Source organism: Phyllobacterium chamaecytisi, from assembly GCF_020164455.1.
Lineage (GTDB): Bacteria > Pseudomonadota > Alphaproteobacteria > Rhizobiales > Rhizobiaceae > Phyllobacterium > Phyllobacterium chamaecytisi.
In genome coordinates, this window is record NZ_JAIQWW010000027.1 from 1 (window position 1) to 21,840 (window position 21,840).

A 21,840-nucleotide genomic window follows, 5' to 3' on the forward strand; every position below is an offset into this window, starting at 1 on the left:
TGGCTGCGATTAAGCGCGCCGACTCTTTTCAGCTTCATCAAGCCGCCTGAGCTGATCAAGAAGGCTTTCAGGAACCGCCTCCTCGATCTTGTATATGCCGGCAGCACGTATCGCCGATCTGTAGGACGATTGGGATATCTGTCGTCGCAAGATCCTTGAAAGTTCTTTTTCGTTGGGCCGGTTAATGCCGTCCATCGTTGCTTAAACTCCAACTTTCCTTCGTAGACTAAACCCATTCACTACGAACAAGGTTCCCTTTTCGGGCCTTGAGCCGTCTAAAGCAATGTGTCGCTGCGACGCAGTCTTTAGTCTTATACAGTTTTCCAATCCGCACAGCCGCTGAAAGAAGAAACGAGGAAAAGTAGCGCTTTCAGCGTCTGGTATTGCGATGCTGAAGAGATTTTTCCCACCGAAGCGCAGATTCGACGATTTTGTCGAGATCATCGAGCTTGGGTTCCCAGCCAAGATTGGCCCGGGCCTTGCTGCTATCGGCGACAATGGAAGCCGCGTCGCCGGGCCGGCGACCGGTCAGACGTGCGTCAATGGGCGAACCATGCACGCGCTCCACGCTTTCGATTACTTCCTTCACCGAATACCCGCGACCGTATCCGCAATTGGCGACCATACTGCTGCCACCTTCCCGCAACCGCTCGAGAGCCAGACGATGCGCCGCAACGAGGTCGCTGACGTGGATGTAATCGCGGACGCATGTACCGTCTGGCGTTGGAAAATCATGACCGAAGATTTCCATATAACGCCTCTTTCCAAGGGCTGTCTCGCACGCAACCTTGATCAGGTGCGTTGCGCCTTTGGTCGATTGGCCGGTCCGCCCCTTTGGATCGGCGCCAGCAACGTTGAAATAACGTAGCGCGGTATAATGAAAATCGTGCGCGGCCGCAGTGTCGCGGAGCATCCATTCGGACATTAGCTTCGACACACCATAAGGGGATTGCGGCTGAGTCGGAACATCCTCGGTGACCGGAGTCATCCCGCCATCGCCATAGACCGCTGCTGTCGACGAAAAGATGAAATTCTTCACGTCGGATTTTACGACTGATTCGATCAGTGACCGAGTTTTTGATGTATTGTTCTCATAATAGGCAAGTGGATCGCGAACCGAATCCGGGACAACGACGGAACCCGCAAAATGAATGACCGCATCGACGTAGTTGCGTTCGATCGTCTCACGGACCAGGCTTTGGTCGCCAATATCACCAACAACGAGCTTTGCCTCGCTAGGTATCGCCCAATCGAATCCTGTGGAGAGCCGATCAAGAACGACCACAGACTCACCAGCATCCAGCAACTCCCAGACCATATGGCTGCCGATATATCCGGCGCCTCCGGTCACCAACACTGTCATAGCCAAAGCCCCTTAATCTCCATTTATGCCGCCTTGCGCTCATCTTGCCGCATTTAAGCAGGTGTGCAAAGCTCGTTACTCACGTAATCGAGATACAGTAGCTTTTTAGGACGAATTGCGGCAATGGTGTCTTCCCACGAAATACTGCCCGGGTTTGCAACGAACCGTATAAATCTTGCCTCAGCCGGGCTAGGTGCCCAAGCCATTTTTGCCACTGACTATTTTTTCGCTCCAGTAGAGCGGATGCTTTTCGATGCACCGGCTGTGTTCATTCCGGACAAATACGATGATCACGGCAAATGGATGGATGGTTGGGAGTCCCGCCGCAAGCGGGGCCCCGGCCATGATTTTGCTGTCATCAAGCTGGCGGCTCCCGGGATCATCTATGGTTTCGACGTCGATACCAGCCATTTTACCGGAAATTATCCGCCCGCTTGTTCAATCGAAGCCTGCATATCCGAGACTGAGCCGACCGACGCTACCGCATGGTTCGAACTCTTGCCGCAAAGCCCACTCGGACCATCGAGCAACCATTTTTTTGTGTGCGCTGACAAGGGTGTCTGGACACATCTTCGTCTGCTTATCTACCCAGATGGCGGCATTGCGCGCCTTCGGGTTTATGGCGAGCCATGGCGTGACTGGTCGCAAATTCCCGTCAATGAGGAAATAGACCTTGCCTCCGCTTTAAATGGCGGACGTGTCGTTGCATATTCCGATGCGCACTATGGCGCATTACATCGGCTTTTGTCTCCAGGCCGCGGCATCAACATGGGCGACGGATGGGAAACTCGCCGACGCCGCGAGCCTGGTAATGATTGGATCATCGTTCAACTCGGTCATCCCGGTCAGATAAGCCGCGTTGTTGTCGACACAGCGCATTATAAGGGGAATTATCCAGATCGCTGCTCTATCCATGGAGCCGATCTCGGACCGGTATCCGGCGGGCTTTCCCAGTCGATTGTCACATCCTCAATGTTCTGGCAGGAAATCTTGCCTGAGAAGAAACTTTCCATGGATGCCGTTCATGACTTCAGCTCGAACGATCTTGTATCAGCAAGCCGTGTCAGCCACGTACGTCTCAATATATTCCCTGATGGCGGTGTCAGTCGTTTACGTGTTTTCGGCACTATTTGACCGTTTGCCTGCGCATTATACAATTAGTGAAGAGAGTTTCGCTTTAACCGTGGCAAATTGCCCATAATCTCGTCATGGATTTTGGCTGGCAAAAACGCTAGTAAGTTCATGATACAGGAGCAATTCATGGACTATCGTCGGTTTTTCGAAGACGCGATTGACCAGTTGCACGCTGAAAAGCGCTACCGGGTCTTTGCTAATCTGGAACGGATCGTTGGGAAATTTCCGCGTGCGCTTTGGCGTGACGCCGGCAATATTCGGGAAATTACGGTCTGGTGCTCCAATGATTATCTCGGCATGGGGCAGCATCCAGACGTCATCAAGGCAATGCATGATGCGTCGAGCCGCATGGGCTCTGGTGCAGGCGGCACGCGCAACATTTCCGGCAATAACCACCCACTGGTCGAACTTGAAATAGAGCTGGCTGATCTCCACCAAAAGGAGGCGGGTCTGGTTTTCACCTCCGGTTTCGTCTCCAATGAAGCCTCGATTTCGACCATTGCACGGCTTTTGCCAAATTGCCTCATTTTTTCCGACGAGCTGAACCACGCCTCGATGATCGAGGGTGTGCGCCGTTCAGGTGCAGAAAAGAAGATTTTTCGCCACAATGATCTCGCCCACCTCGAAGAGCTGTTGAAGGCCGCAGGCCAGGAACGCGCGAAGCTGATTGTGTTCGAATCGGTCTATTCGATGGATGGGGATATTGCTCCTATCGCTGCCATTGCCGACCTGGCAGACGAATATAACGCCATGACCTACATCGACGAGGTTCATGCGGTCGGCATGTATGGCAATCGGGGCGGAGGCATCACCGATCGCGAAGGTTTGTCACACCGTATTGATATTATCGAAGGTACGCTGGCCAAGGCTTTCGGCACGTTGGGCGGTTATATCGCCGGTTCCAAAAGCGTGATCGACGCCGTACGCTCCTACGCGCCTGGTTTCATCTTCACGACAGCACTTCCCCCGGTTATCGCAGCCGCAGCGACGCAATCTATCCGGCACCTCAAAGTATCTCAGGAAGAGCGGCGAAGGCATCAATGTCAGGCACAACTTACCAAAGATGTGCTGGCGCAGGCCAATCTTCCGGTTATGAAATCTGAGACACACATCATCCCAATCCATGTCGGCGATCCTGAATTGTGTAAGAAGGCCAGCGACCGGCTACTCGACCTGCATGGCATTTACATCCAGCCGATCAACTATCCGACTGTACCACGCGGCACCGAGCGCTTGCGTATCACGCCGACGCCGTTCCACTCGAATGAACTCGTCGTTGAGTTGAAGGATGCACTGGTTGAGGTCTGGACGGCGCTAGGCATTCCTTTCTCAAAGGAGAGCGCACCATCTATCGAGACCAGTGACCGCGTGGTAACGCTCGCTATTTCCAAGGCCGGCGGTTAACGCCAGCTTCAGCGTTTAGAGATCCATTCCGCAAGACGGGCAGCTGCCTCTTCTACCTGATCGATCCGCCTGGCAAAGCATAGGCGAAGATAGGCTGCTCCTCCGTTGCCAAATGCGGTTCCCGGCGCAAGCCCAACTTTTGCCTGGTCGACGATATCGAAGGCCGCGCGGTAGGAATCGGTAATTCCGTCAATGCCGAACAGCAGATAGAATGCCCCAGCCGGCGGCGCCAAGCGCACCCTGCCCGTTGCCGCAAGCTTTGCACAAAGAATGTCCCGCGCCTGATGCGCCCGCTCCACCTGCATGCGGATAAAATCATCGCCCTGTTCAAGCGCAACAACACCGCCGCGCTGCATAAATTGGGCAACGCCAGAGGTCGAATATTGAATGAGGTTTTCCATCGTTTTGCCGAGCGAGGGATGTATCGTTAGCCAACCTATGCGCCAGCCGGTCATCGCCCAGTTTTTCGAAAAACTATTGACGAAAATAACGCGTTCATCCGGGTCCATTACATCAAGGAAGGACGGGGCGCGACGGGCGCCATAGTAGAAATGTGCGTAGATTTCGTCCGCGATGATCCACAAGCCGTGATGACGGGCAATAGCCAGGATTTCCTTTAGCGTTTCGATGTCCGCCGTCCAGCCCGTTGGATTGGATGGCGTGTTTATGAACAGCGCCTTGGTCCGTGGAGTGATCGCATCGCGGATCTTCTGGGCATCGAGCGTCCAGCCATTGCCTGTGAAATCCTGTGCAACGGGGACCGGCGTAGCACCAGCCACACCAGCAGCCGCGGCAAAGTTCGGCCACGCCGGCGAAAGATAGACAACTTCGTCTCCCGCACCTGCCGTCGCCTGGATGGCGAGCTGAATCGAATGCATGCCGGAGCCGGTGATATAAAAATGCTCAGCAGGAAGCTCTGCGTTGAAATGCCGTTTGTAATAGTCGGAAAGGGCCAGGCGCAGTTCGGGAATACCAGCCTGCCACGTATAGAATGTCTCACCATTGGCGAGACCATTACTGGCAGCGTTCCGGATAAAGTCGGGCGTTGGTAGGTCGCCCTCCCCGGCCCACAGCGGAATGACACCTTCTTGACGCCGGCCGTGATTCATTACGGCAACGATGCCGCTCTCTGGCGCAACCGCTGCCTCATGACGCAAATACTCGAAAAGACCCATTCCGCTACTCCGCTAATATCGTGAAAGGCGTAACGTAATGGGGTGCTGTTGGCACGCGTATATTTGTGATGTTTCCATCACTTCGAGTGATGGCAGGCGACGTATCCTGGCGTTACGACTTCGATCTGTCTTTGGCGAGGAGATCGCGGATCTCGGTAAGAATGAGGATTTCCTTCGCAGGCGCAGGATCGGCCGCAGCTTCCTTCTTCTTGAAAGTGTTCATGGCCTTGACCACCATGAAAAGAACCCAAGCTATGATCAGGAAGTTGATGAGGAGGGTGATGAAGTTGCCGTAAGCGATAGTGGCCCCCGCTTGCCGGGCAGCTGCCAACGTTGGAGCGGGTGCACCTGAAAGCTGGAGATAGAGGTTAGAAAAATCAATACCGCCGGTCATGAGACCAATAATCGGCATCATGAGATCAGCGACGATCGACTCGACCAGCCTGCCGAAAGCGCCACCGATGATCACGCCGATGGCGAGATCAACCATGTTTCCCTTCAAGGCAAATTCTTTGAATTCCTTCAGCATGATATACCACTCTCCAGTATTGTGTGTTATTGCAGGCGAAACTGTCCCTAGCGATGCTTGTGGTGCACCAAGAGACAGTAACAGAAGTTTTTAGAATATTAAGAGAGTGTTTGCTCTTTCTAACAGTATTAGGGGTCGCCTCAGCACATTATGCTAGTTCCGGCTGACCCAAAGTTTATTTGGATGGGAAGCGGCTAACGGAAGATGACGGAAGGTTTTGGCCCATGATGGCCTTGGCTGCATCACTGGTCGTAATAGTTTACTTTTCAATACAGTATTGGGTGATCAAGTCGGCTGATCAACAGACTGAAGCGAAGAGCAACAGCTCGCGCCCACTCCTTTATTCCTTGAGTCTGGCTGCGAGCGGCAGCTCCTGGATGTACTACGGATCCACCAGTTATGCCGCAAAGCACGGCATCGAGTTTGCAGGTCTTTATGTTGGCATCGTTCTTGTTTTCACCCTGGGCTTTCCGCTCCTGCGCAAGATCGTCCAGTTGGCAAAATCAGAAGGTATCAGATCGATATCGGACTTCATCGGCGCGCGGTACGGCAAAAGTTTTACTGTTGCTGCCCTGGTGACCGTCATTACCACCATCGGCCTCATCCCCTATATTTCGCTGCAAATGACGGCGATTCACTATTTGATTGACGTTTTTAGCGGCGTTTTTGATCCCAATGACATTCTCGATGAGCACAGGCTGCATCTATTCATAGTCGCAGTAGAGATCGGTATCGGTCTATTCACAGTCTTCTACTGCGCCCGCTCGCCGCATTTCAAGGAGAGATATGAGGGGCTCATCCATGCCTTGGCTGTTGACAGCGTCATCAAATTTACCGGCTTCGTACTGGTCGGAATCGCCGCAGTTACATTTTTATTTGGTTCACCGACTGAAATTTTTACCCGGCTCATAGTGAAGCAACCCGACATACCTGCGCTTCAGCAAGGTATGTCAGCCGGCAATTTCTTCGGCCTGATATTGATCGGCGCGTCATCTGTCTTGTTGCTGCCCAACCAGTTCTATCTAACGATCGTCCAGAATCGGGGCGCTTCCGAACTCGGCATGGCTCGATGGTTTGTTCCATTGTTCCTGCTGATTATCGGCATATTCGTATTACCTATCTCTGCAATCGGATCGATGGTCCTCCCGGCACAAGCATCAGCAGATTTTTACTTTCTTTCACTGCCCTTAGCCGCAGGACGGCACTGGCTTGCCATTGTAGCTTTTGCTGGGGGGATATCCGCCGCAACCACGATGATAATCGCTCCGTCGATTTTACTCTCGGTCATGATTTCGAATGATCTTATCCTGCCGGTACTACTTAGGCGGGCAAATATCAACTCGCCGGAGATTGCAAAGGATTTCACCAAGATTATCCCCAATTTGAGACGAGCAGCTCTTATAGGAATTCTCATCGCGGCATTTGCCTATCAGTTTGTTGTCTCTGTTCGTGTCGACTTCGCTGTCATGGCACTGATCTCGGCCATTGCCATGATGCAGCTCCTACCACCACTACTTGGCGGGCTGTTCTGGCGCCGAGGCACGGCAAGGGGCGCGATTTGGGGGATGCTCGCAGGCTTCTGCGTCTGGGCCTACACAATGGTGCTGCCAACCATGCTCGACAGCGGATCATCAATTGTCGTGGACGGTCCGTTCGGCCTAGCCGCCCTCCGACCCCACGCCCTGTTCGGCCTAGAGGCCAGCAACTACATAAACTCCCTGTTCTGGAGCTTATCGGTCAACATCGCGCTCTTTATCGCCGGCTCGCTTTCCAGAAGCGCCACTCCGCTTGAACGCATCCAGGCTTCGATATTTATTGCGGACGCCGCCTTGTCGATGAATGCTGTCGGAAGTCTCCAGCCGAGTGTGACCGTTGATCAGCTCAAAATGACAATATCGAAATATATTGGCAACGAACAAACCGACCTCGCTTTCAAATCCTTTCATAAGCAGGAAAATATCGCACTCGAGGGTAGTGATGCAGCAGATTTCAAGACTGTACACTTCGCTGAGCAGTTGCTATCGGGCATTGTCGGCTCACCTTCGGCGCGTATGATCCTTTCCTTGGCTATGGGCCCCACCGGCCCAGCCCAGCGTCGTGCTCAGATCTTGCTTGATCACGCTACCGACGCGCTAGCGCAGAACCGCCACCTTTTGCAGACAGCGCTAGACCAGATGGATCAGGGCATCAGCGTCTTCGACCGACAGTATCGGCTTAGTTGCTGGAATACGCAGTTCCGCCTCATCCTCGATCTTCCAAAAGAGCTGCAACGGATGGGCACTCCCCTTAACCGCATACTCTCGTATCTATACGAGCGTGACGATCTCGCGGACTTTACGAATAAGACCTTCACCGAACAGTTTACCGACATTTCAGCTCCCTGGCGCATCAAGCTTAAAGGAACCGGCCAGACGATCGAGATCCGCTCCAACTCGATACCAGATGGCGGCTTGGTGACAACGTTCACCGATGTGACAAATGCAGTTAACGCCGATAATCTGTTGCGCCAGACCAATGAGTCACTGGAGTTGCGTGTACGCGATCGTACGGCAGAGCTCACGCTGGCAAATCAACAACTAGGAAAGGCTCAACGACGAGCCGAAGAAGCCAATCTCGGTAAAACACGGTTCCTTGCCGATGCTGGACATGACATTCTCCAACCACTGAATGCTGCCCGCCTCTACTCCTCTTCCTTGATGGAGCAGCTTGGAAATTCGCGCGAAAAGGAGCTTGCCAGCAACGTTGATTCGTCGCTTGAAGCGGTCGAGTCCATCATCAGCGCACTCCTCGACATTTCAAGATTGGATACGGGTGCGTTAAAGCCCGTCATTTCTGTCTTTCGTCTCGATGCGTTATTGCAACAAATTGCGCGGGATTTTGCACCCACGGCTCGAGAAAAAGGCCTGGATCTGCGGATAGTTGCCAGTTCGGCAGTCATTGCGACGGACCGCAACCTTTTGAGGAGGCTCATTCAAAACCTGGTGTCGAACGCCATCAAATATTGCCGGTCAGGAAAGATTTTGGTTGGAGTGCGACGGCGTGGCAAATCCATAGAGTTGCAAATTCTCGACACTGGTATTGGTATCCCCACCGGCAAGCTTGACCATATATTCCGCGAGTTTTCGAGGTTGCCGGAAGGGATGAAAGAATCCGATGGCCTCGGTCTTGGGCTTTCCATTGTCGAGCGCATCGCAAAGATCCTTGACCTGTCGATCATTGTCACATCGAGAGTCGGCAAAGGATCGGTTTTTTCAGTTACTATGGTAGCCTCAAACGTGCCGGTTCTACCCACGATCGAAGCAACGCAGACGGTTAAACCTTTTAGTGTCTTGACCGGGCTTAAAGTCCTGTGCGTCGACGACAATGAGCGATCGCTTGCCGGCATGCAGGAACTCCTGACGACTTGGGGCTGCCAGGTCTTGCCCTTCAAAAGCGGAAAGACTTTGCTAGCCTATTGCGTCGAAAACCCTGTAGCAATCCCAGCCGTTATTTTGGCGGATTATAATCTGGACGAAGAAAACGGACTCGACGTCATTCAAAATATCCGCGAGCACTTGCAGCGACATCTCAAAGCAGCATTGATCACTGCTGACCGCTCGAATCACGTGCGGGAACGCGCGTTGCTAGAGGATATTTCGATTATCAATAAACCCGTGCGCCCTGCTATTCTGCGCGCACTGCTCTCGCATTTCAGTCAGGCAATTGCAGCGGAATAATCCACGGCAAATTAGTGAAGTCCGGTCGTCGGCGCTTCAACTGGAAGCACCTCCTCTTTGAAACGCGCCAACCGGATAACGGCCTGAGTCCGACTTTCGACGCCAAGTTTATAAAGCACGGCGGACACATGCGCCTTGATAGTCGCCTCCGAGACGTTAAGTTCATGCGCAATCTGCTTGTTCAACATACCATCGGCCATCATCGCGAGCACCCGACCTTGCTGCGGCGTCAGCTTTCGCATGCACAATATAAGTTCAACGATTTCTGGGTCGAGTTCCCCAACTTCGTCGCCCACCAACGGCGACCAGATTTGTCCGTCAAGTATAGTTTTTACAGCTTCGTTGATGGTTTCGGGGCTGGACGATTTGGAAATGAAGCCTGCAGCACCGAGTGCCAGAGCAGCACGAATTGTGACCGCGTCGTCGGTAGCAGAAACAATTGCCACCGGAACCATTGGTTGCAGCACGCGCAAGCTGATAAGGCCAGTTAGCCCACCAATGCCGTTCAACGACAGATCTAGAAGTACCAGATCGATGTCTGAAGATCCTTGGATGTATGCCTTCGCACTTTCCAAATCGCCTTTTTCGACGATCTCGACATCATTAGTTTTTGACGTCAGCGCGAGCTTTAGGGCGCCACGGAATAGAGGATGATCGTCGACGATGACAAATGTATATTTCATTATTCAAAAGTCCTTAACGTTAAAAAAATTAAAAGTTCTAATCCAAAAGCCGTAATGCTAACGACTAAAGCCAAATCGACTGATATATCAAGAGCATTTTAACACGTGTCAAAGTTTCGAATGGAGAAAGCTTGCACGGCGATTAAGCTAGTCTATTCAAATGCCTTGGCAAAACCTCATTCCCGAGCGATTATTCGTTGTGGGGATTATTCTTGAAGGCGGGATGAATGATTACAAATACTCTTTACCCTGAGAACCAACCATATCTGGAACAGATGCTTCAAGTATCGGAATTGCATACCATTCACATTGAAGAATGCGGCAATCCTGATGGAAAACCGGTGATTATGGTTCACGGTGGCCCCGGGGGTGGGATCAATCCGACGATGCGACGCCTGCATGATCCTCAACGTTATCGGATCATACTTTTCGATCAACGCGGTTGCGGGAAATCGACGCCGCATGCAGAACTGGATGAAAACACGACTTGGGATCTGGTCTCCGATATGGAGCGCATTCGCGAACATCTCGGCGTCGACAAGTGGCAGGTTTTTGGCGGATCCTGGGGTTCCACTCTTGGACTCGCTTATGCGCAAACTCATCCCGATCGCGTGCGCGCACTGATTCTGCGTGGCATTTTCATGATTCGGCGTTTCGAGATTGAGTGGTTCTATTCGAACGGTGCAAGCATCATTTATCCAGATCGTTTTGAGGCATATCAAGAGCATATCCCTGAAGAAGAGCGCGGCGATATGATTGCCGCCTACTACAAGCGTTTGACCGGCCCGGACCCTGCAATCCAGCTGGCTGCTGCAAAATTGTGGGCACGCTGGGAAGGTTCGGCCTTGTCATTGTTGCCAGACCCGGCCCGCGAAGAAGCGTTTGGAAACGATCATTTCGCTATCGCCTTCGCCCGCATTGAGTGCCATTACTTCCAAAACAAGGGCTTCTTCGACACGGATGACCATATCCTACGCAATGCCCATTTGATCCGCGAAATCCCCGGTGTGATAGTGCACGGCCGCTACGATATGTGCACGCCGTTACTCAATGCCTGGCATTTGAAGAAGGTCTGGCCGGAAGCTGATCTGCGCATTGTCGAAGATGCCGGCCACGCGGTCAGCGAGCCCGGCATCGTGCATGAATTAATCGCCGCGACCAAACGTTTTGCTACGTAATCCTGCTCTCCGCAATCGGCTCGTGTGGTGGCCGGTTGCATTCATGCAGCGATGTGCTTACGCCTTGATTTGACAACCCAGAGATGCCCGAACGGATCGGTAAGCACTCCGGCGCGATCGCCGCTATCCAGCGTCTCGATTTCATTGCGTAAATTGCCGCCCTCTTCGATCGCGTGGTGCATCACGCGATCGACATCATCCACATGAATATCTAGCATGACCGGCGTTGCTCCGATGGCGTGAACAGATCTTGGGCCGCCAAGCGAAGCATCCGCATCGCGTTTGGGATTGGCTCCAACAATCATTACCACTGATGCACCCATGCGCAATTCAGCAGCGATCAGTTCGCCATTGTGAAGATAGGGTCGTCCGACTACTTGAGCTCCGAAAACACTTTCGTAGAAATCCAGAGCCTTTTGTTGATCGCCATGGCGCACAAAAAGCCGTATCGATACCTCTCCAATCAGTCTTGGCACTGCAATCATCTCACCGCTCCCAGAGAAGAATTTCAAGCGGTTAAAGTCTATTAAATTATCGAACAAATCAAGAACAAACAACTCTGTGAAGCCTTGCCTCCTGCCAATCTCCTGTCACTCCGAGATCAGGTTTTTTGCGGTGACTCCGGATTTGCAGGCTTGCTCTTGTCCTCGAATTCCTTGGCAATCCCCATGAAGCGACGCATGAACCTCTCCATGTAGCTCAGTCCTTTTTCAAAATCTTCATCGGATGGAAGAGCATCTCGAACAACTGGCGGCAGCTTGCCCATGCCTGCAACCGTATCCTCAAGTTTTGCGACTCTCGTCTTGAGATCGGCAATATCATCTTCATACGCCGCCCGCTCTTCAGCCGCCAACTTGCAAATAAGCTGATCCGACTTCTCCTGACAGATCGACATTTCGCCAGTCTTGTTGTTCATGCGGACATAGCCGTCATCGGTTCTCTGAAGCGTATAAGTCGTCGCTTCTTGTGCCGTGGCGGCGAACGACCATAGGGAACCAGCTAGCGCGATGAGTAAAGTTCGTGTTCCTAACATGGATGAACCTCCAACATTTACGTCTCAAGAACCTGACGAAATAATACGCCGAAAATCTGAAGTCAGGCGATATTTCTGTTACGGGCGTTCAGTCTGCCCTTTGCGCATCGGCGGTTTGCGTCTAGTAAAGACACTCATGACTCAACTGATCTACAAGATCGCTCCGTGTGCCCTTTGGCAAGCTGCAGAAGCGAGAGGCATATTCGATGGCGCGCCGATCGACCACGCGGATGGCTATATCCATTTTTCCACTGCGGCCCAGGCAGTCGAGACAGCCGCCAAGCATTTCGCTGGCCAGAATGATCTTGTGCTGATTGCAGTCGAGGCGGAGAGACTGGGCACAGCTCTTAGATACGAGCTCTCGCGCGGAGGCGATTTCTTCCCGCACCTCTATGCGTCATTGCCTCTCGACGCTGTCTTATGGATCAAGCCACTGCCCTTGGGTGGCGACGGCAAGCACAAATTTCCGGAGTTGAGTGCATGAGTAGGTTGTTCGGGTCAATTGGCCGCAAAATGCTGTTTAGACTCGACCCGGAAGATGCGCACGGTCTCTCGATCAAAGCATTGAAGACGGGCCTTGTGCCAGCATGTTTACCCAACAACGATCCGGCTCTGCGTGTCGCTGTCGCTGGCCTCAGTTTTCCTAATCCGCTCGGCATGGCCGCTGGCTATGACAAAAATGCCGAAATACCCGATGCATTGCTGCGGCTCGGCTTCGGCTTTGCCGAAGTCGGAACGCTCACACCGCGGGCGCAATCTGGCAATCCGAAGCCGCGCATTTTTCGCCTTGTTGAAGACAATGCGGTAATCAACCGGCTTGGCTTCAACAATGAAGGTCATGATCCGGCGTTCCGACGCCTGACCGAGCGACGCTCGCATGCCGGTATCGTCGGGATAAACATTGGATCCAACAAGGACTCCACTGACCGCGTCGCGGACTATGTGGCAGGTATAAGGAAATTCCATTCTCTCGCGAGTTACTTTACCGTTAATATTTCCTCTCCGAACACGCCAGGGTTGCGCGATCTGCAGGCGCGAGAAAGCCTTAGAGAGCTGCTAGGCAAGGTACTCGATGCACGCGATGCACAACCGGGCGTCAGGCGTCCTGTTTTTCTCAAGATCGCACCCGATCTGACCGAAGCCAGTCTTGACGATATTGCCGCCGAGATCAGCTCCCACTCACTGGACGGGCTGATAATTTCCAACACGACGCTGTCTCGCGCGGGTCTGAAAAGCAGGAAGAGCACTGGCGAGACAGGCGGCCTATCCGGAGCGCCACTGTTCGAACGGTCGACGATTGTACTCGCCAAGATGCGCCAGCGCGTAGGAACCGATTTGGCGATAATCGGTGTTGGTGGCATTGACAGCGCGGCGACGGCCATTGCCAAAATTCGGGCCGGAGCCGATCTCGTCCAGCTCTATACCAGCATGATCTTTAGCGGTCCCGGCCTGGCAAACGAAATCGTCAAGGGCATGTCGGCTACCCTGAAGCGCGACAGCGTCAGTACCATCGCGGCACTACGCGATTGCGACGTTGACGATTGGGCCACAAAAGCAATCCCAGCCTAGTTGGCAAACTGTATTCGTGCTCGGCTCGGCAGAATCGCTAATAGGGAAATGCCGCGCAGACCAAGAAAAAGGTGCAGCGCTAGCCATAGCCCGTGGTTGCCGAAGAACTTCGGCAGGATGAAATAGGCAGCGAAATAGCCGATCAGCGACAGGATCATCATGTTACGCATGTCGCGCGACCATGTCGCGCCAATAAACACCCCGTCCATATGGAAAGCCAGCAGACCGACAACCGGCGCCAAGGCTGCCCACGGCAAATAAAGCGATGCCATTTCCTGCACCTCGTCTGATTTGATCAGGAACGCAACAATCGCATCACCAAAGATCAAAAAGAATACAGCCATCGCTGTCGCCAGCAACAAGCCCCACAGGAACGACAGCTTTATCCCGCGGTCGAATGCCGGACGATAATGGGCCCCTACCGCACGGCCGGAAATCTGTTCTGCGGCCGTGGTTACGCCATCGATCAAATAACCGGAGATCAGCAGGAAATTCATTAAAACCGCATTCGTTGCCAACGTCACCGCACCCGCTTCCGTTCCAGCGCGGGTGAAATAGGCATAGGCGATTAGCAGAAAGAACGACCTCAGCATGATATCGCGGTTGACAGTAAACATGCGGCGAATCTCGTGCGGATCCAACACCCGCGCCCGGGACGGATTCGGTATCGCACGGAATTGCCGGTAGATTATGAGTAAGCCAACCACGAGCGCAACTGTTTCACCGAGCAAGGTCCCCCAAGCAATACCGGCAACGCCCCAGCCCATGATAAGGCCGAACCAGATGGTCATCAGAACGTTGACGCCATTGAGCAGGAACTGAAGATACAGCCCTTGCATGGCCTTCCCTTGGCCGAGCAACAGGCCCAGAACCACGAAATTGCCCAGCGCCATGGGCGATGACAACAGGCGGATCGAGACATAGGTCGACATGGCGTCCGAGACTGCTTTATCCGGGTTCATGAAACTGATCGTCGCTTGCAGGACTAGGGGCGTCACCGCAATGAAGAGTACACCAGCTACGGCGGCGATGCCGACGGCGCGCCAAAAGACTGCTTGCTGTTCCACATTATCGTGTCTTCCCATTGCCTGCGCTACAAGCCCGGTCGTGCCCGCGCGCAGGAAATTCATTGTCGAAAACAGAAAGTCAAAAACCAGTGCGCCGATTGCAAGGCCGCCCAGCAGGTGCGGATCACCGAGCTGGCCAATCACCGCAGTATCGACCAATCCGAGCAATGGCGTCGTCAGCGATGCCAGCATCACCGGAATCGTAATTGCCAGCATCAACTTGTTGGTCACCTCGAACGGGCGAACAATTTTTGATCCGAGAGGCGAAGTTTCGATTGTCATGAAGCACCGGAGATTGCAACCACACGGCTACTATTGCTCTATGCCATCGGATCGCCGCGGTTTCCAGTGCAATCGCCGCAATCAGTGCTAACTTGCCAGAACCAGTGCCCAATAGCGCTCGGCACCGCCATTTGTGGACTCTGCATAGGCCAAACCGAAACGGGTAAATTGCCGATCGAGCATGTTACGCCGATGTGGCGGCGATGCCATCCACCTGGCAAAAAGCTGGTCCATATCCATGCGCCCCATGGCGATATTCTCAGCTGCAAGGCCGTGAATTTCGTTATCCCTTACACGGGAGGCAAAGCTCCGACCCCAGCTAGTCGTGTGAGCCATACGGCCAGCACTTACCATGTAGGCCGCCTGTTGTAAGGCGGCACGTTCCAGCATGGGATCAGCGCTCAACCCGGCGAGGCCATTGGCGGAGCGGATCGCTTGCACGTTTGAATTAGCCTCAGCAGAAGCTCCCACAACTTTTCCTGGCGTTTTCATGGCAGTCTGGCAGGCAGATAGCGGCAGAACCGCAGCCGCGGTGAGGCCAAGAAAGTTGCGGCGCGACAGATAAAAATTCTTTTCGGACATGAAAGATTCCTGAAGGAGACCGTCCGCCGATATCCGGCAATTGTGGCTCCTTCGGGCCGAAGTTGGCTGTAGCGGAAATTTAGCGCCGATAACTCAGCAAGCGCAAAATGATGAAGCAGGGAATGACAACCACCGCGCCGAGCAGGAAATAAGCGGCAAAACGTTCGATAGCACCAAAACCGAGATTCCAAATGCGGCGAATAAAGTTCTCGAAACCATAAAGAATGTCGATAGGAGACCAGTCGAAGGCATTCATGACGACGCCCACCACCAACGAGACCACGATCAGTTTCACAAGGACCCGACCGGGCGAGTCTCCCAGGAAGCGGTTCATTCTTTCCGACATTTGTTCTCCGGTGTTGGAAAAGATGGAGCGGGTGAAGGGAATCGAACCCTCGTATGCAGCTTGGGAAGCTGCCGTTCTACCATTGAACTACACCCGCATCTGCTTATCAATGTTCGTTGAAGCCCATTCTTGTCAAGCGTTCCCCGCGTATCATTTAAAGTGCTTTGACAATTTCAGGCCCTGTGCCTGGTAGTTGGAACCGAGGTCGGTTCCATAAAGCGCGCGCGGGCGCTCCAGCATATGCTCATAGATCAGGCGTCCGACGATCTGACCATGCTCGAGAATGAACGGTACTTCATGGCTGCGCACCTCAAGTACCGCGCGGCTGCCGGTTCCACCCGCAGCAGTATGGCCGAAACCCGGGTCGAAGAAACCGGCATAGTGGACGCGGAACTCTCCAACCAGCGGATCGAAAGGCGTCATTTCTGCGGCATAAAGCGGTGGCACATGCACGGCCTCGCGCGAAACCAGAATATAGAACTCGTCGGGATCGAGCACCAGTTCGCGCGCCCCACGATCGTGGATGGGTTCCCAGAAATCGAAGAGGTCGTGCACACCGCGTTTATCCACATCAACGACACCGGTATGATGTTTGCCGCGATAGCCGACGAGACCGTTCGCATCGCCAGTCAGATCGATTGACAGCGCGATGCCACCCCCCGAAATGTTGGGCGTTTCGGACGCGACCAAGATTTCCGCCGCATGCAAAGCCGTGAGTTCTACCTCTTCCAATTGTGCGCGCCCCGTGCGGAAGCGGATTTGCGACAGACGCGAACCGGTACGTGCCACGATGGGAAAGGTGCGCGGACTGACCTCAAGATAGAGCGGCCCGTGATAGCCTGCTGGCACTTTGTCAAATTCCTGCGCACCGTCGACGATGACGCGCGTGAAAATGTCGAGTCGACCGGTGGAGCTTTTCGGATTGGCCGAAGCAGAAACCTCAGGCGGCAGGCTCAGGCTTTCCAATAAGGGAACGATATAGACACAGCCGGTTTCAAGCACCGCGCCTTCGGTCAGATCGATTTCATGCAGCTTGAGACGCTCAAGCTTGTCGATAACGGCGGTTCCAGGCCCCGGCATGAAACTGGCGCGGACGCGATAGGCTTTCCTACCAAGCCGCAGGTCAAGGCTTGCAGGCTGGATCTGATCAGCATCGAAATCCCGCTCTGTCCTGAGCGCGCCGGCCTGATACAGAGCCCTAATGCCACCGTCCGCCAGAATACCTGCTTGATGTCTACTCATGTCAATCGCCAAAACCTTACAGAAACATACAAAAGCTTTAGCGTCTCGCCCGGTTGACGCAAGCGCTTGAGAGGATTAAAGCAGTTTTATCCCGTGGTGATTTGGCCGGCCGGCTTGCAGCCACGTTAAATAATTTGCTAAAAGAGGCCCGGTTTCGTCCGGCCTTTTTGCGATTCACGCAAGGCCGGTTTTTTATTGGCCAGATTCTGGCAGATTGAGAAGACGATGACCGCGAACATCACCCGCAAGCTGCGCCCCGCAACCCAACTCGTCCATGCCGGAACGCTGCGTTCAGGCTTCGGTGAAACGTCCGAAGCGTTGTTCCTGACGCAAGGCTTTGTCTACCCCAGCGCCGAAGCCGCTGAAGCCCGTTTCAAGGGTGAGGAGCCGGGCTTCATCTATTCCCGCTATGCTAATCCGACAACGGACATGTTCGAAAAGCGCATGTGCGCATTAGAAGGCGCTGAAGATGCGCGTGCTACGGCGTCAGGCATGGCGGCTGTGGCAGCAGCCATAATCTGCCAGGTCAAGGCCGGCGACCACGTTCTGGCCGCAAGGGCGATGTTCGGCTCGTGTCGCTACATCATAGAAACGCTTCTGCCGCGCTACGGTGTTGATTTTACTTTGATAGATGGCTCGAAGATCGAGAACTGGCAAAACGCCATCCGCCCGAACACCAAGGTGCTGTTCCTCGAAAGCCCGACCAACCCGACACTGGAAGTTATCGATATTGCGGCTGTGGCACAGGTAGCGAATTCTGTCGGCGCCAAACTCATCGTCGATAACGTCTTCGCGACGCCGCTCTTCCAGAAGCCGCTGGAACTCGGTGCGCACATCGTTGTCTATTCCACGACCAAACATATCGATGGACAAGGTCGTTGTCTTGGCGGCGTGATCCTTTCCGACAAGCAGTGGGTAGACGAAAATCTGCACGAATATTTCCGCCATACCGGCCCTGGGCTCAGCCCGTTCAACTCATGGGTCATGCTGAAGGGTCTCGAAACTTTGGCCGTGCGTGTGCGCCAGCAGACGGAGAGTGCAGCAAAGATCGCCGATTTCCTTGCCGATCATCAGGCGATCTCCAAAGTAATTTATCCGGGACGTGCCGATCATCCGCAAGCTGATATCATCGCCAAGCAGATGTCGGGCGGTTCCACGCTGATCGCCTTCGAAGTAAAGGGCGCCAAGAAGGCGACGTTCAACGTCGAGAACACCCTGGAAGTCATCCAGATTTCCAACAATCTCGGTGATTCAAAGAGCCTGATCACCCATCCGACCACAACTACCCACAAGAATCTTACGGACGAGGCTCGCGCCGAACTCGGTATTTCCGATGGTTTATTACGGCTGTCGGTCGGACTTGAAGACGCGGACGATCTGATCGAGGATCTCGATATCGCTCTGAAAGCGGCACTGTAGAAGATTAGAGGATATGCCGCGCGGAGACTGATTTTGGCGCGGCCTTCTTCCAGGCGATTGCCATGGCATGGCGTACCGCGTCCGGATTGGCGCTGTCCAGAACGACATAGGTCGAACCTTTTTCGCCCCAGCGTCCCGGCACAGGCTCAAACATATCTCTCGACGTCTCACACAAGAGGGATTGATCTTCGCGAGTGAGCAACAATACACCGCGCAGCTTCTCAGGGCGCAGCGTCGCAAAGATTTTTCCATTCACCCTAAAATCGGTCGTGTTGAAATGACTTGCCTGAATAGCTTCAGGAAATGAAAGCGCCATTTCTGCAAATTCTTCGAGGCTCATCAACAGAATTGCTTAGCTCCACCGAACGGCTTCATCCCTATATTAGCGAGAAATGCGCCGATCACGAAGGATTTAAACCGGACTTTCTCTGGATGGTTGACGCGATGGCGCCGACCCGCGATATGAGGGACACAAACTGAGAGAAGGTATGTACAAAGCTATTACGCGCGATATTGAGGTAACCGTCGAACCGTTCTATCTGGAGGAGCAATCCAATCCGGAAGAGAACCGGTACGTTTGGGGATACCGCATTACCATCGCCAACGAGTCGGAGATTACTGTGCAATTGCGTGCGCGCTACTGGAAAATCACCGACGGTAATGGCCACATGGAGGAAGTACGCGGTCCAGGCGTCATCGGTGAACAACCTATTCTCAATCCCGGCGACTCCTTCCAATACTCTTCCGGTTGTCCCCTGACGACAACATCTGGCGTCATGGTCGGTCGCTATACAATGCAGACCGACAGCGGAGTACGGTTTGATATCGAGATTCCAGCATTCTCACTTGACCTGCCCGATCAGTTACGCACATTGAACTGATGCAAGAGTCAAATCGCACTCAATCGCCTTACATCAAGGCTTTGGCCTGCTCTGCCGTTGCCTTTGCTTTGGCCATAGGCGCACAGTTTCTCGGCTATAGTCTGCCAAGCTTCACAACGAGAACGGAAGCTGTCAGTCAGTTGGTCGCGCTGGTGATGGTCCCCGGTCTCATCGTCGGCCTTCTGGCGAAGAAATCAACGAGAGTATGGCCGCTTTGGTTGATTATCTGCGCATTCATCGCACTATTAATTGTGGTAACGATCGTTCACGAAATAACCGCGCCAATGCGTGCCTGATTGCTCAATTCTTTGGCAAAAACTCTGCCGGATCGAATTCATATTCTGTCGAGCAAAATTCGCAGGTGACGCTAATCTTGCCATCCTCGATGCTGTCGGTAATCTCTTCAGCAGTGAAGCCAGACAGTACGCCGGCAATTTTTTCCCGTGAGCACGAGCAATCATCGTTCACCGGCACTGCGTCGAAAACACGGACGCCCCGCTCGTGGAACAAGCGGTATAGCAGGCGTTCGGCTCCAACTTGAGGATCGGTCAATTCCGAGCTTTCGATGGTCGCAACGAGTGCCTTGATTTCAGCCCAGTCATCGTCTTCGACAAGGTCGACTTCATCGTCGTCGTCAGATTCCGGCGCGTCACCCGCTGGTAGATCACGCTGACGCATGCGCAGTTCCGATTCAGGCAGGAACTGCACGATGAGCCCACCGGCGCGCCATTGCTCGACCGGCTTGCCGTCTTCGCCACGTTCGATCAGCTTTGCAACCGAAAGACGAAGGTCGGTGGGAATCTGCTCGGACTGGCGGAAATAGGTCTTGGCGATCTCTTCGAGGTTGGAGCCATCGAGCGCAACGATGCCCTGATACCGCTGGGTGTATTCGCCCTGATCGACGGTGAGTGCGAGCGTGCCGCCGCCCATCAGCTCTACCGGCGAAAGTCTGTTCTCAGCGATGGCTTCGGCCAAGCGCTCCTCGTCGTAGCGCGCGTACGCGCGAACGGAATTCGGCGTGCGAAAGTCGACGACCAGCATGTCGACTGGTCCGTCCGACTGGGACTGGAAGATGAACTTCCCATCGAATTTCAATGATGTGCCGAGTAGTACCGTAAGGACGATCGCCTCCGCCAGAAGCTTCGCTACTGGCTCCGGATAGTCGTGGCGGCTCAAAATGTCGTCTAGTGTAGGTCCGAGCTGAACGGCACGCCCGCGCGCGTCCAGTTCCTCGACCTGGAACGGAACCACGGCGTCATCGCCAGCGAATACATATTCGTCAGTGCGGATGGAAGAATCAGGCATTCGGGCGACCTCCTTCGAGGCACCAGGCAAGAATTGCCTTTTGTGCATGTAGACGGTTTTCCGCTTCGTCGAAAACGACAGAATGCGGTCCATCTATGACGGAGTCAGTCACCTCCTCGCCGCGGTGTGCGGGAAGGCAATGCATGAAAAGCGCATCAGGGCCGGCATGTTTCAGCAATGCGTCGTTGACCTGGTATGGCATGAACACGTTGTGACCGCGCGCACGGCCTTCCTGTCCCATCGATACCCAGGTATCGGTGACGATACAATCAACACCTTCAACCGCCGAGATTGGATCAGTTGTCAGTCTAATCCTGCCACCAGCGCGCTTGGCCCAATCGAGATATTTGCTGTCGGGTTCACTGCCTTCCGGCGTTGCGATGTTGAGATTGAAATCAAACCGCGCCGCCGCCTCGACGAGCGAGTGCAGCACATTGTTGCCGTCGCCTGTCCAAGCGAAAGTCCTGCCCTTCACCGCACCGCGATGTTCCTCGAATGTCATGATATCCGCCATGATCTGGCATGGATGCGTGTCATCGGTCAGCGCATTGATCACTGGCACGGTGGCGTTTTCGGCCATCTCGGTCAGACGTTCATGTGTGGTTGTTCGCATCATGATGATATCGACATAGCGCGACAACACCTTTGCGGTGTCGGCAATAGTCTCGCTGCGGCCAAGCTGCATTTCCGATCCCGTTAGCATGATCGTCTCGCCGCCGAGCTGACGCATGCCCACATCGAAGGACACGCGCGTGCGCGTTGAAGGCTTGTCGAATATCATTGCCAGCACCTTGCCGGCAAAGGGTTTTTCGATATTGCCGGCTTTGAGACGCGTTTTGCGGTCGCGCGCATCGTTGAGAATGTGCCGCAGATCACTAGGCGAAAGCGCCGAGATATCCGTAAAATGACGGAGGTCCTGTTTGATCATCATA

22 protein-coding genes, 1 tRNA gene and 1 riboswitch are annotated in these 21,840 nt (G+C 53.9%); of the genes, 9 read left to right on the forward strand and 14 right to left on the reverse strand.

Annotated elements, in window-relative coordinates; genetic code table 11:
- Nucleotides 1-370: 370 nt before the first annotated feature.
- Nucleotides 371-1,363: a UDP-glucose 4-epimerase GalE gene (gene galE / locus LB462_RS27810; protein WP_112526278.1), complete on the reverse strand. Its 993-nt coding sequence runs from the start codon at nt 1,361-1,363 to the stop codon at nt 371-373.
- 123 nt (nt 1,364-1,486) lie between these two features.
- Here galE and alc point away from each other — a divergent pair, with 123 nt between their 5' ends.
- Together alc and hemA are read left to right on the forward strand one after the other, a co-directional pair.
- Nucleotides 1,487-2,497 (forward strand): allantoicase, encoded by a 1,011-nt coding sequence (gene alc, locus LB462_RS27815; protein ID WP_224514788.1) that lies wholly within the window; start codon nt 1,487-1,489, stop codon nt 2,495-2,497.
- 126 nt (nt 2,498-2,623) lie between these two features.
- A complete protein-coding gene (gene hemA, locus LB462_RS27820) occupies nt 2,624-3,901 on the forward strand; it encodes a 5-aminolevulinate synthase (protein WP_224514789.1) in 1,278 nt (425 codons plus the stop codon).
- 8 nt (nt 3,902-3,909) lie between these two features.
- Here the strand turns inward: hemA and LB462_RS27825 are convergent, their stop codons facing one another.
- A complete protein-coding gene (locus tag LB462_RS27825; RefSeq protein ID WP_224514792.1) occupies nt 3,910-5,076 on the reverse strand; it encodes a pyridoxal phosphate-dependent aminotransferase in 1,167 nt (388 codons plus the stop codon).
- Nucleotides 5,077-5,188: 112 nt separating this feature from the next.
- Nucleotides 5,189-5,605, reverse strand: a complete 417-nt coding sequence (gene mscL, locus LB462_RS27830; protein WP_224514793.1) for a large conductance mechanosensitive channel protein MscL — start codon at nt 5,603-5,605, stop codon at nt 5,189-5,191.
- A gap of 224 nt (nt 5,606-5,829) precedes the next feature.
- On the opposite strand from mscL, the gene LB462_RS27835 reads away from it, so the two are divergent.
- Nucleotides 5,830-9,321, forward strand: coding sequence for a hybrid sensor histidine kinase/response regulator (locus tag LB462_RS27835; RefSeq protein ID WP_224514794.1), 3,492 nt, complete (start codon nt 5,830-5,832; stop codon nt 9,319-9,321).
- An 11-nt stretch (nt 9,322-9,332) separates the two neighbouring features.
- On the opposite strand, the gene LB462_RS27840 is transcribed toward LB462_RS27835, so the two are convergent.
- A complete protein-coding gene (locus LB462_RS27840) occupies nt 9,333-10,004 on the reverse strand; it encodes a response regulator transcription factor (RefSeq protein ID WP_224514796.1) in 672 nt (223 codons plus the stop codon).
- A 227-nt stretch (nt 10,005-10,231) separates the two neighbouring features.
- Between LB462_RS27840 and pip the strand changes: the two genes are divergently transcribed.
- Nucleotides 10,232-11,182: a prolyl aminopeptidase gene (gene pip / locus LB462_RS27845; RefSeq protein ID WP_224514798.1), complete on the forward strand. Its 951-nt coding sequence runs from the start codon at nt 10,232-10,234 to the stop codon at nt 11,180-11,182.
- 41 nt (nt 11,183-11,223) lie between these two features.
- Here pip and LB462_RS27850 read toward each other — a convergent pair whose 3' ends face one another.
- Together LB462_RS27850 and LB462_RS27855 are read right to left on the reverse strand one after the other, a co-directional pair.
- Nucleotides 11,224-11,739: a VOC family protein gene (locus LB462_RS27850; RefSeq protein WP_224514800.1), complete on the reverse strand. Its 516-nt coding sequence runs from the start codon at nt 11,737-11,739 to the stop codon at nt 11,224-11,226.
- Nucleotides 11,740-11,783: 44 nt separating this feature from the next.
- Nucleotides 11,784-12,215 carry a hypothetical protein gene (locus LB462_RS27855; RefSeq protein ID WP_112526299.1) on the reverse strand — a complete coding sequence of 144 codons (432 nt, stop codon included), beginning with the start codon at nt 12,213-12,215 and terminating at the stop codon, nt 11,784-11,786.
- A 136-nt stretch (nt 12,216-12,351) separates the two neighbouring features.
- Between LB462_RS27855 and LB462_RS27860 the strand changes: the two genes are divergently transcribed.
- A complete protein-coding gene (locus LB462_RS27860; protein WP_224514802.1) occupies nt 12,352-12,699 on the forward strand; it encodes a DUF952 domain-containing protein in 348 nt (115 codons plus the stop codon).
- Nucleotides 12,696-13,784, forward strand: a complete 1,089-nt coding sequence (locus LB462_RS27865) for a quinone-dependent dihydroorotate dehydrogenase (protein WP_224514803.1) — start codon at nt 12,696-12,698, stop codon at nt 13,782-13,784. Before LB462_RS27860 ends, LB462_RS27865 begins: the two co-directional genes overlap by 4 nt.
- On the opposite strand, the gene LB462_RS27870 is transcribed toward LB462_RS27865, so the two are convergent.
- The 5 genes from LB462_RS27870 to LB462_RS27890 form a co-directional block, all read right to left on the reverse strand.
- Nucleotides 13,781-15,133, reverse strand: a complete 1,353-nt coding sequence (locus LB462_RS27870; RefSeq protein ID WP_224514805.1) for an MATE family efflux transporter — start codon at nt 15,131-15,133, stop codon at nt 13,781-13,783. The genes LB462_RS27865 and LB462_RS27870 overlap by 4 nt on opposite strands.
- Before the next feature lie 87 nt (nt 15,134-15,220).
- Nucleotides 15,221-15,715, reverse strand: coding sequence for a CAP domain-containing protein (locus LB462_RS27875; protein WP_224514814.1), 495 nt, complete (start codon nt 15,713-15,715; stop codon nt 15,221-15,223).
- 79 nt (nt 15,716-15,794) lie between these two features.
- Nucleotides 15,795-16,061, reverse strand: a complete 267-nt coding sequence (locus LB462_RS27880) for a DUF6460 domain-containing protein (RefSeq protein WP_209998037.1) — start codon at nt 16,059-16,061, stop codon at nt 15,795-15,797.
- Nucleotides 16,062-16,084: 23 nt separating this feature from the next.
- Nucleotides 16,085-16,158, reverse strand: a tRNA-Gly gene (locus LB462_RS27885).
- Nucleotides 16,159-16,211: 53 nt separating this feature from the next.
- Complete coding sequence (locus LB462_RS27890) at nt 16,212-17,303, reverse strand: 2'-deoxycytidine 5'-triphosphate deaminase (RefSeq protein ID WP_224514816.1); 1,092 nt, start codon at nt 17,301-17,303, stop codon at nt 16,212-16,214.
- Between the two features lie 83 nt (nt 17,304-17,386).
- Nucleotides 17,387-17,466, forward strand: a riboswitch (SAM riboswitch).
- Between the two features lie 62 nt (nt 17,467-17,528).
- Between LB462_RS27890 and LB462_RS27895 the strand changes: the two genes are divergently transcribed.
- Nucleotides 17,529-18,722 (forward strand): O-succinylhomoserine sulfhydrylase, encoded by a 1,194-nt coding sequence (locus LB462_RS27895; protein ID WP_224514817.1) that lies wholly within the window; start codon nt 17,529-17,531, stop codon nt 18,720-18,722.
- A gap of 4 nt (nt 18,723-18,726) precedes the next feature.
- Here the strand turns inward: LB462_RS27895 and LB462_RS27900 are convergent, their stop codons facing one another.
- Nucleotides 18,727-19,062 carry an MmcQ/YjbR family DNA-binding protein gene (locus LB462_RS27900; protein WP_224514819.1) on the reverse strand — a complete coding sequence of 112 codons (336 nt, stop codon included), beginning with the start codon at nt 19,060-19,062 and terminating at the stop codon, nt 18,727-18,729.
- Nucleotides 19,063-19,210: 148 nt separating this feature from the next.
- Between LB462_RS27900 and apaG the strand changes: the two genes are divergently transcribed.
- Together apaG and LB462_RS27910 are read left to right on the forward strand one after the other, a co-directional pair.
- The gene (gene apaG / locus LB462_RS27905) at nt 19,211-19,603 is read left to right on the forward strand and encodes a Co2+/Mg2+ efflux facilitator ApaG/CorD (protein ID WP_112528256.1); all 393 of its coding nucleotides are present in this window, start codon (nt 19,211-19,213) and stop codon (nt 19,601-19,603) included.
- Nucleotides 19,603-19,899 (forward strand): hypothetical protein, encoded by a 297-nt coding sequence (locus LB462_RS27910; protein WP_224514821.1) that lies wholly within the window; start codon nt 19,603-19,605, stop codon nt 19,897-19,899. The genes apaG and LB462_RS27910 overlap by 1 nt, the downstream gene beginning before the upstream one ends.
- A 4-nt stretch (nt 19,900-19,903) precedes the next feature.
- Here the strand turns inward: LB462_RS27910 and LB462_RS27915 are convergent, their stop codons facing one another.
- Both LB462_RS27915 and argF read right to left on the reverse strand, forming a co-directional pair.
- A complete protein-coding gene (locus tag LB462_RS27915; RefSeq protein ID WP_370637325.1) occupies nt 19,904-21,001 on the reverse strand; it encodes an Hsp33 family molecular chaperone in 1,098 nt (365 codons plus the stop codon).
- On the reverse strand, nt 20,901-21,839 hold the full coding sequence (gene argF / locus LB462_RS27920; protein ID WP_112528250.1) for an ornithine carbamoyltransferase: 939 nt from the start codon (nt 21,837-21,839) through the stop codon (nt 20,901-20,903). Before argF ends, LB462_RS27915 begins: the two co-directional genes overlap by 101 nt.
- Nucleotide 21,840 lies beyond the last annotated feature (1 nt).

Excerpts from the sequence above, each read along its gene's own strand:
- LB462_RS27860 (WP_224514802.1), top strand. The coding sequence starts at position 12,352 with ATGACTCAACTGATCTACAAGATCGCTCCGTGTGCCCTTTGGCAAGCT.
- LB462_RS27825 (WP_224514792.1), bottom strand. The coding sequence starts at position 5,076 with ATGGGTCTTTTCGAGTATTTGCGTCATGAGGCAGCGGTTGCGCCAGAG.
- LB462_RS27910 (WP_224514821.1), top strand. The coding sequence starts at position 19,603 with ATGCAAGAGTCAAATCGCACTCAATCGCCTTACATCAAGGCTTTGGCC.
- LB462_RS27855 (WP_112526299.1), bottom strand. The coding sequence starts at position 12,215 with ATGTTAGGAACACGAACTTTACTCATCGCGCTAGCTGGTTCCCTATGG.
- LB462_RS27840 (WP_224514796.1), bottom strand. The coding sequence starts at position 10,004 with ATGAAATATACATTTGTCATCGTCGACGATCATCCTCTATTCCGTGGC.
- LB462_RS27900 (WP_224514819.1), bottom strand. The coding sequence starts at position 19,062 with ATGAGCCTCGAAGAATTTGCAGAAATGGCGCTTTCATTTCCTGAAGCT.
- argF (WP_112528250.1), bottom strand. The coding sequence starts at position 21,839 with ATGATGATCAAACAGGACCTCCGTCATTTTACGGATATCTCGGCGCTT.
- apaG (WP_112528256.1), top strand. The coding sequence starts at position 19,211 with ATGTACAAAGCTATTACGCGCGATATTGAGGTAACCGTCGAACCGTTC.
- LB462_RS27865 (WP_224514803.1), top strand. The coding sequence starts at position 12,696 with ATGAGTAGGTTGTTCGGGTCAATTGGCCGCAAAATGCTGTTTAGACTC.
- mscL (WP_224514793.1), bottom strand. The coding sequence starts at position 5,605 with ATGCTGAAGGAATTCAAAGAATTTGCCTTGAAGGGAAACATGGTTGAT.
- LB462_RS27870 (WP_224514805.1), bottom strand. The coding sequence starts at position 15,133 with ATGACAATCGAAACTTCGCCTCTCGGATCAAAAATTGTTCGCCCGTTC.
- pip (WP_224514798.1), top strand. The coding sequence starts at position 10,232 with ATGATTACAAATACTCTTTACCCTGAGAACCAACCATATCTGGAACAG.
- LB462_RS27890 (WP_224514816.1), bottom strand. The coding sequence starts at position 17,303 with ATGAGTAGACATCAAGCAGGTATTCTGGCGGACGGTGGCATTAGGGCT.
- LB462_RS27875 (WP_224514814.1), bottom strand. The coding sequence starts at position 15,715 with ATGTCCGAAAAGAATTTTTATCTGTCGCGCCGCAACTTTCTTGGCCTC.
- galE (WP_112526278.1), bottom strand. The coding sequence starts at position 1,363 with ATGACAGTGTTGGTGACCGGAGGCGCCGGATATATCGGCAGCCATATG.
- LB462_RS27880 (WP_209998037.1), bottom strand. The coding sequence starts at position 16,061 with ATGTCGGAAAGAATGAACCGCTTCCTGGGAGACTCGCCCGGTCGGGTC.
- LB462_RS27895 (WP_224514817.1), top strand. The coding sequence starts at position 17,529 with ATGACCGCGAACATCACCCGCAAGCTGCGCCCCGCAACCCAACTCGTC.
- LB462_RS27835 (WP_224514794.1), top strand. The coding sequence starts at position 5,830 with ATGATGGCCTTGGCTGCATCACTGGTCGTAATAGTTTACTTTTCAATA.
- hemA (WP_224514789.1), top strand. The coding sequence starts at position 2,624 with ATGGACTATCGTCGGTTTTTCGAAGACGCGATTGACCAGTTGCACGCT.
- LB462_RS27915 (WP_370637325.1), bottom strand. The coding sequence starts at position 21,001 with ATGGACCGCATTCTGTCGTTTTCGACGAAGCGGAAAACCGTCTACATG.
- alc (WP_224514788.1), top strand. The coding sequence starts at position 1,487 with ATGGTGTCTTCCCACGAAATACTGCCCGGGTTTGCAACGAACCGTATA.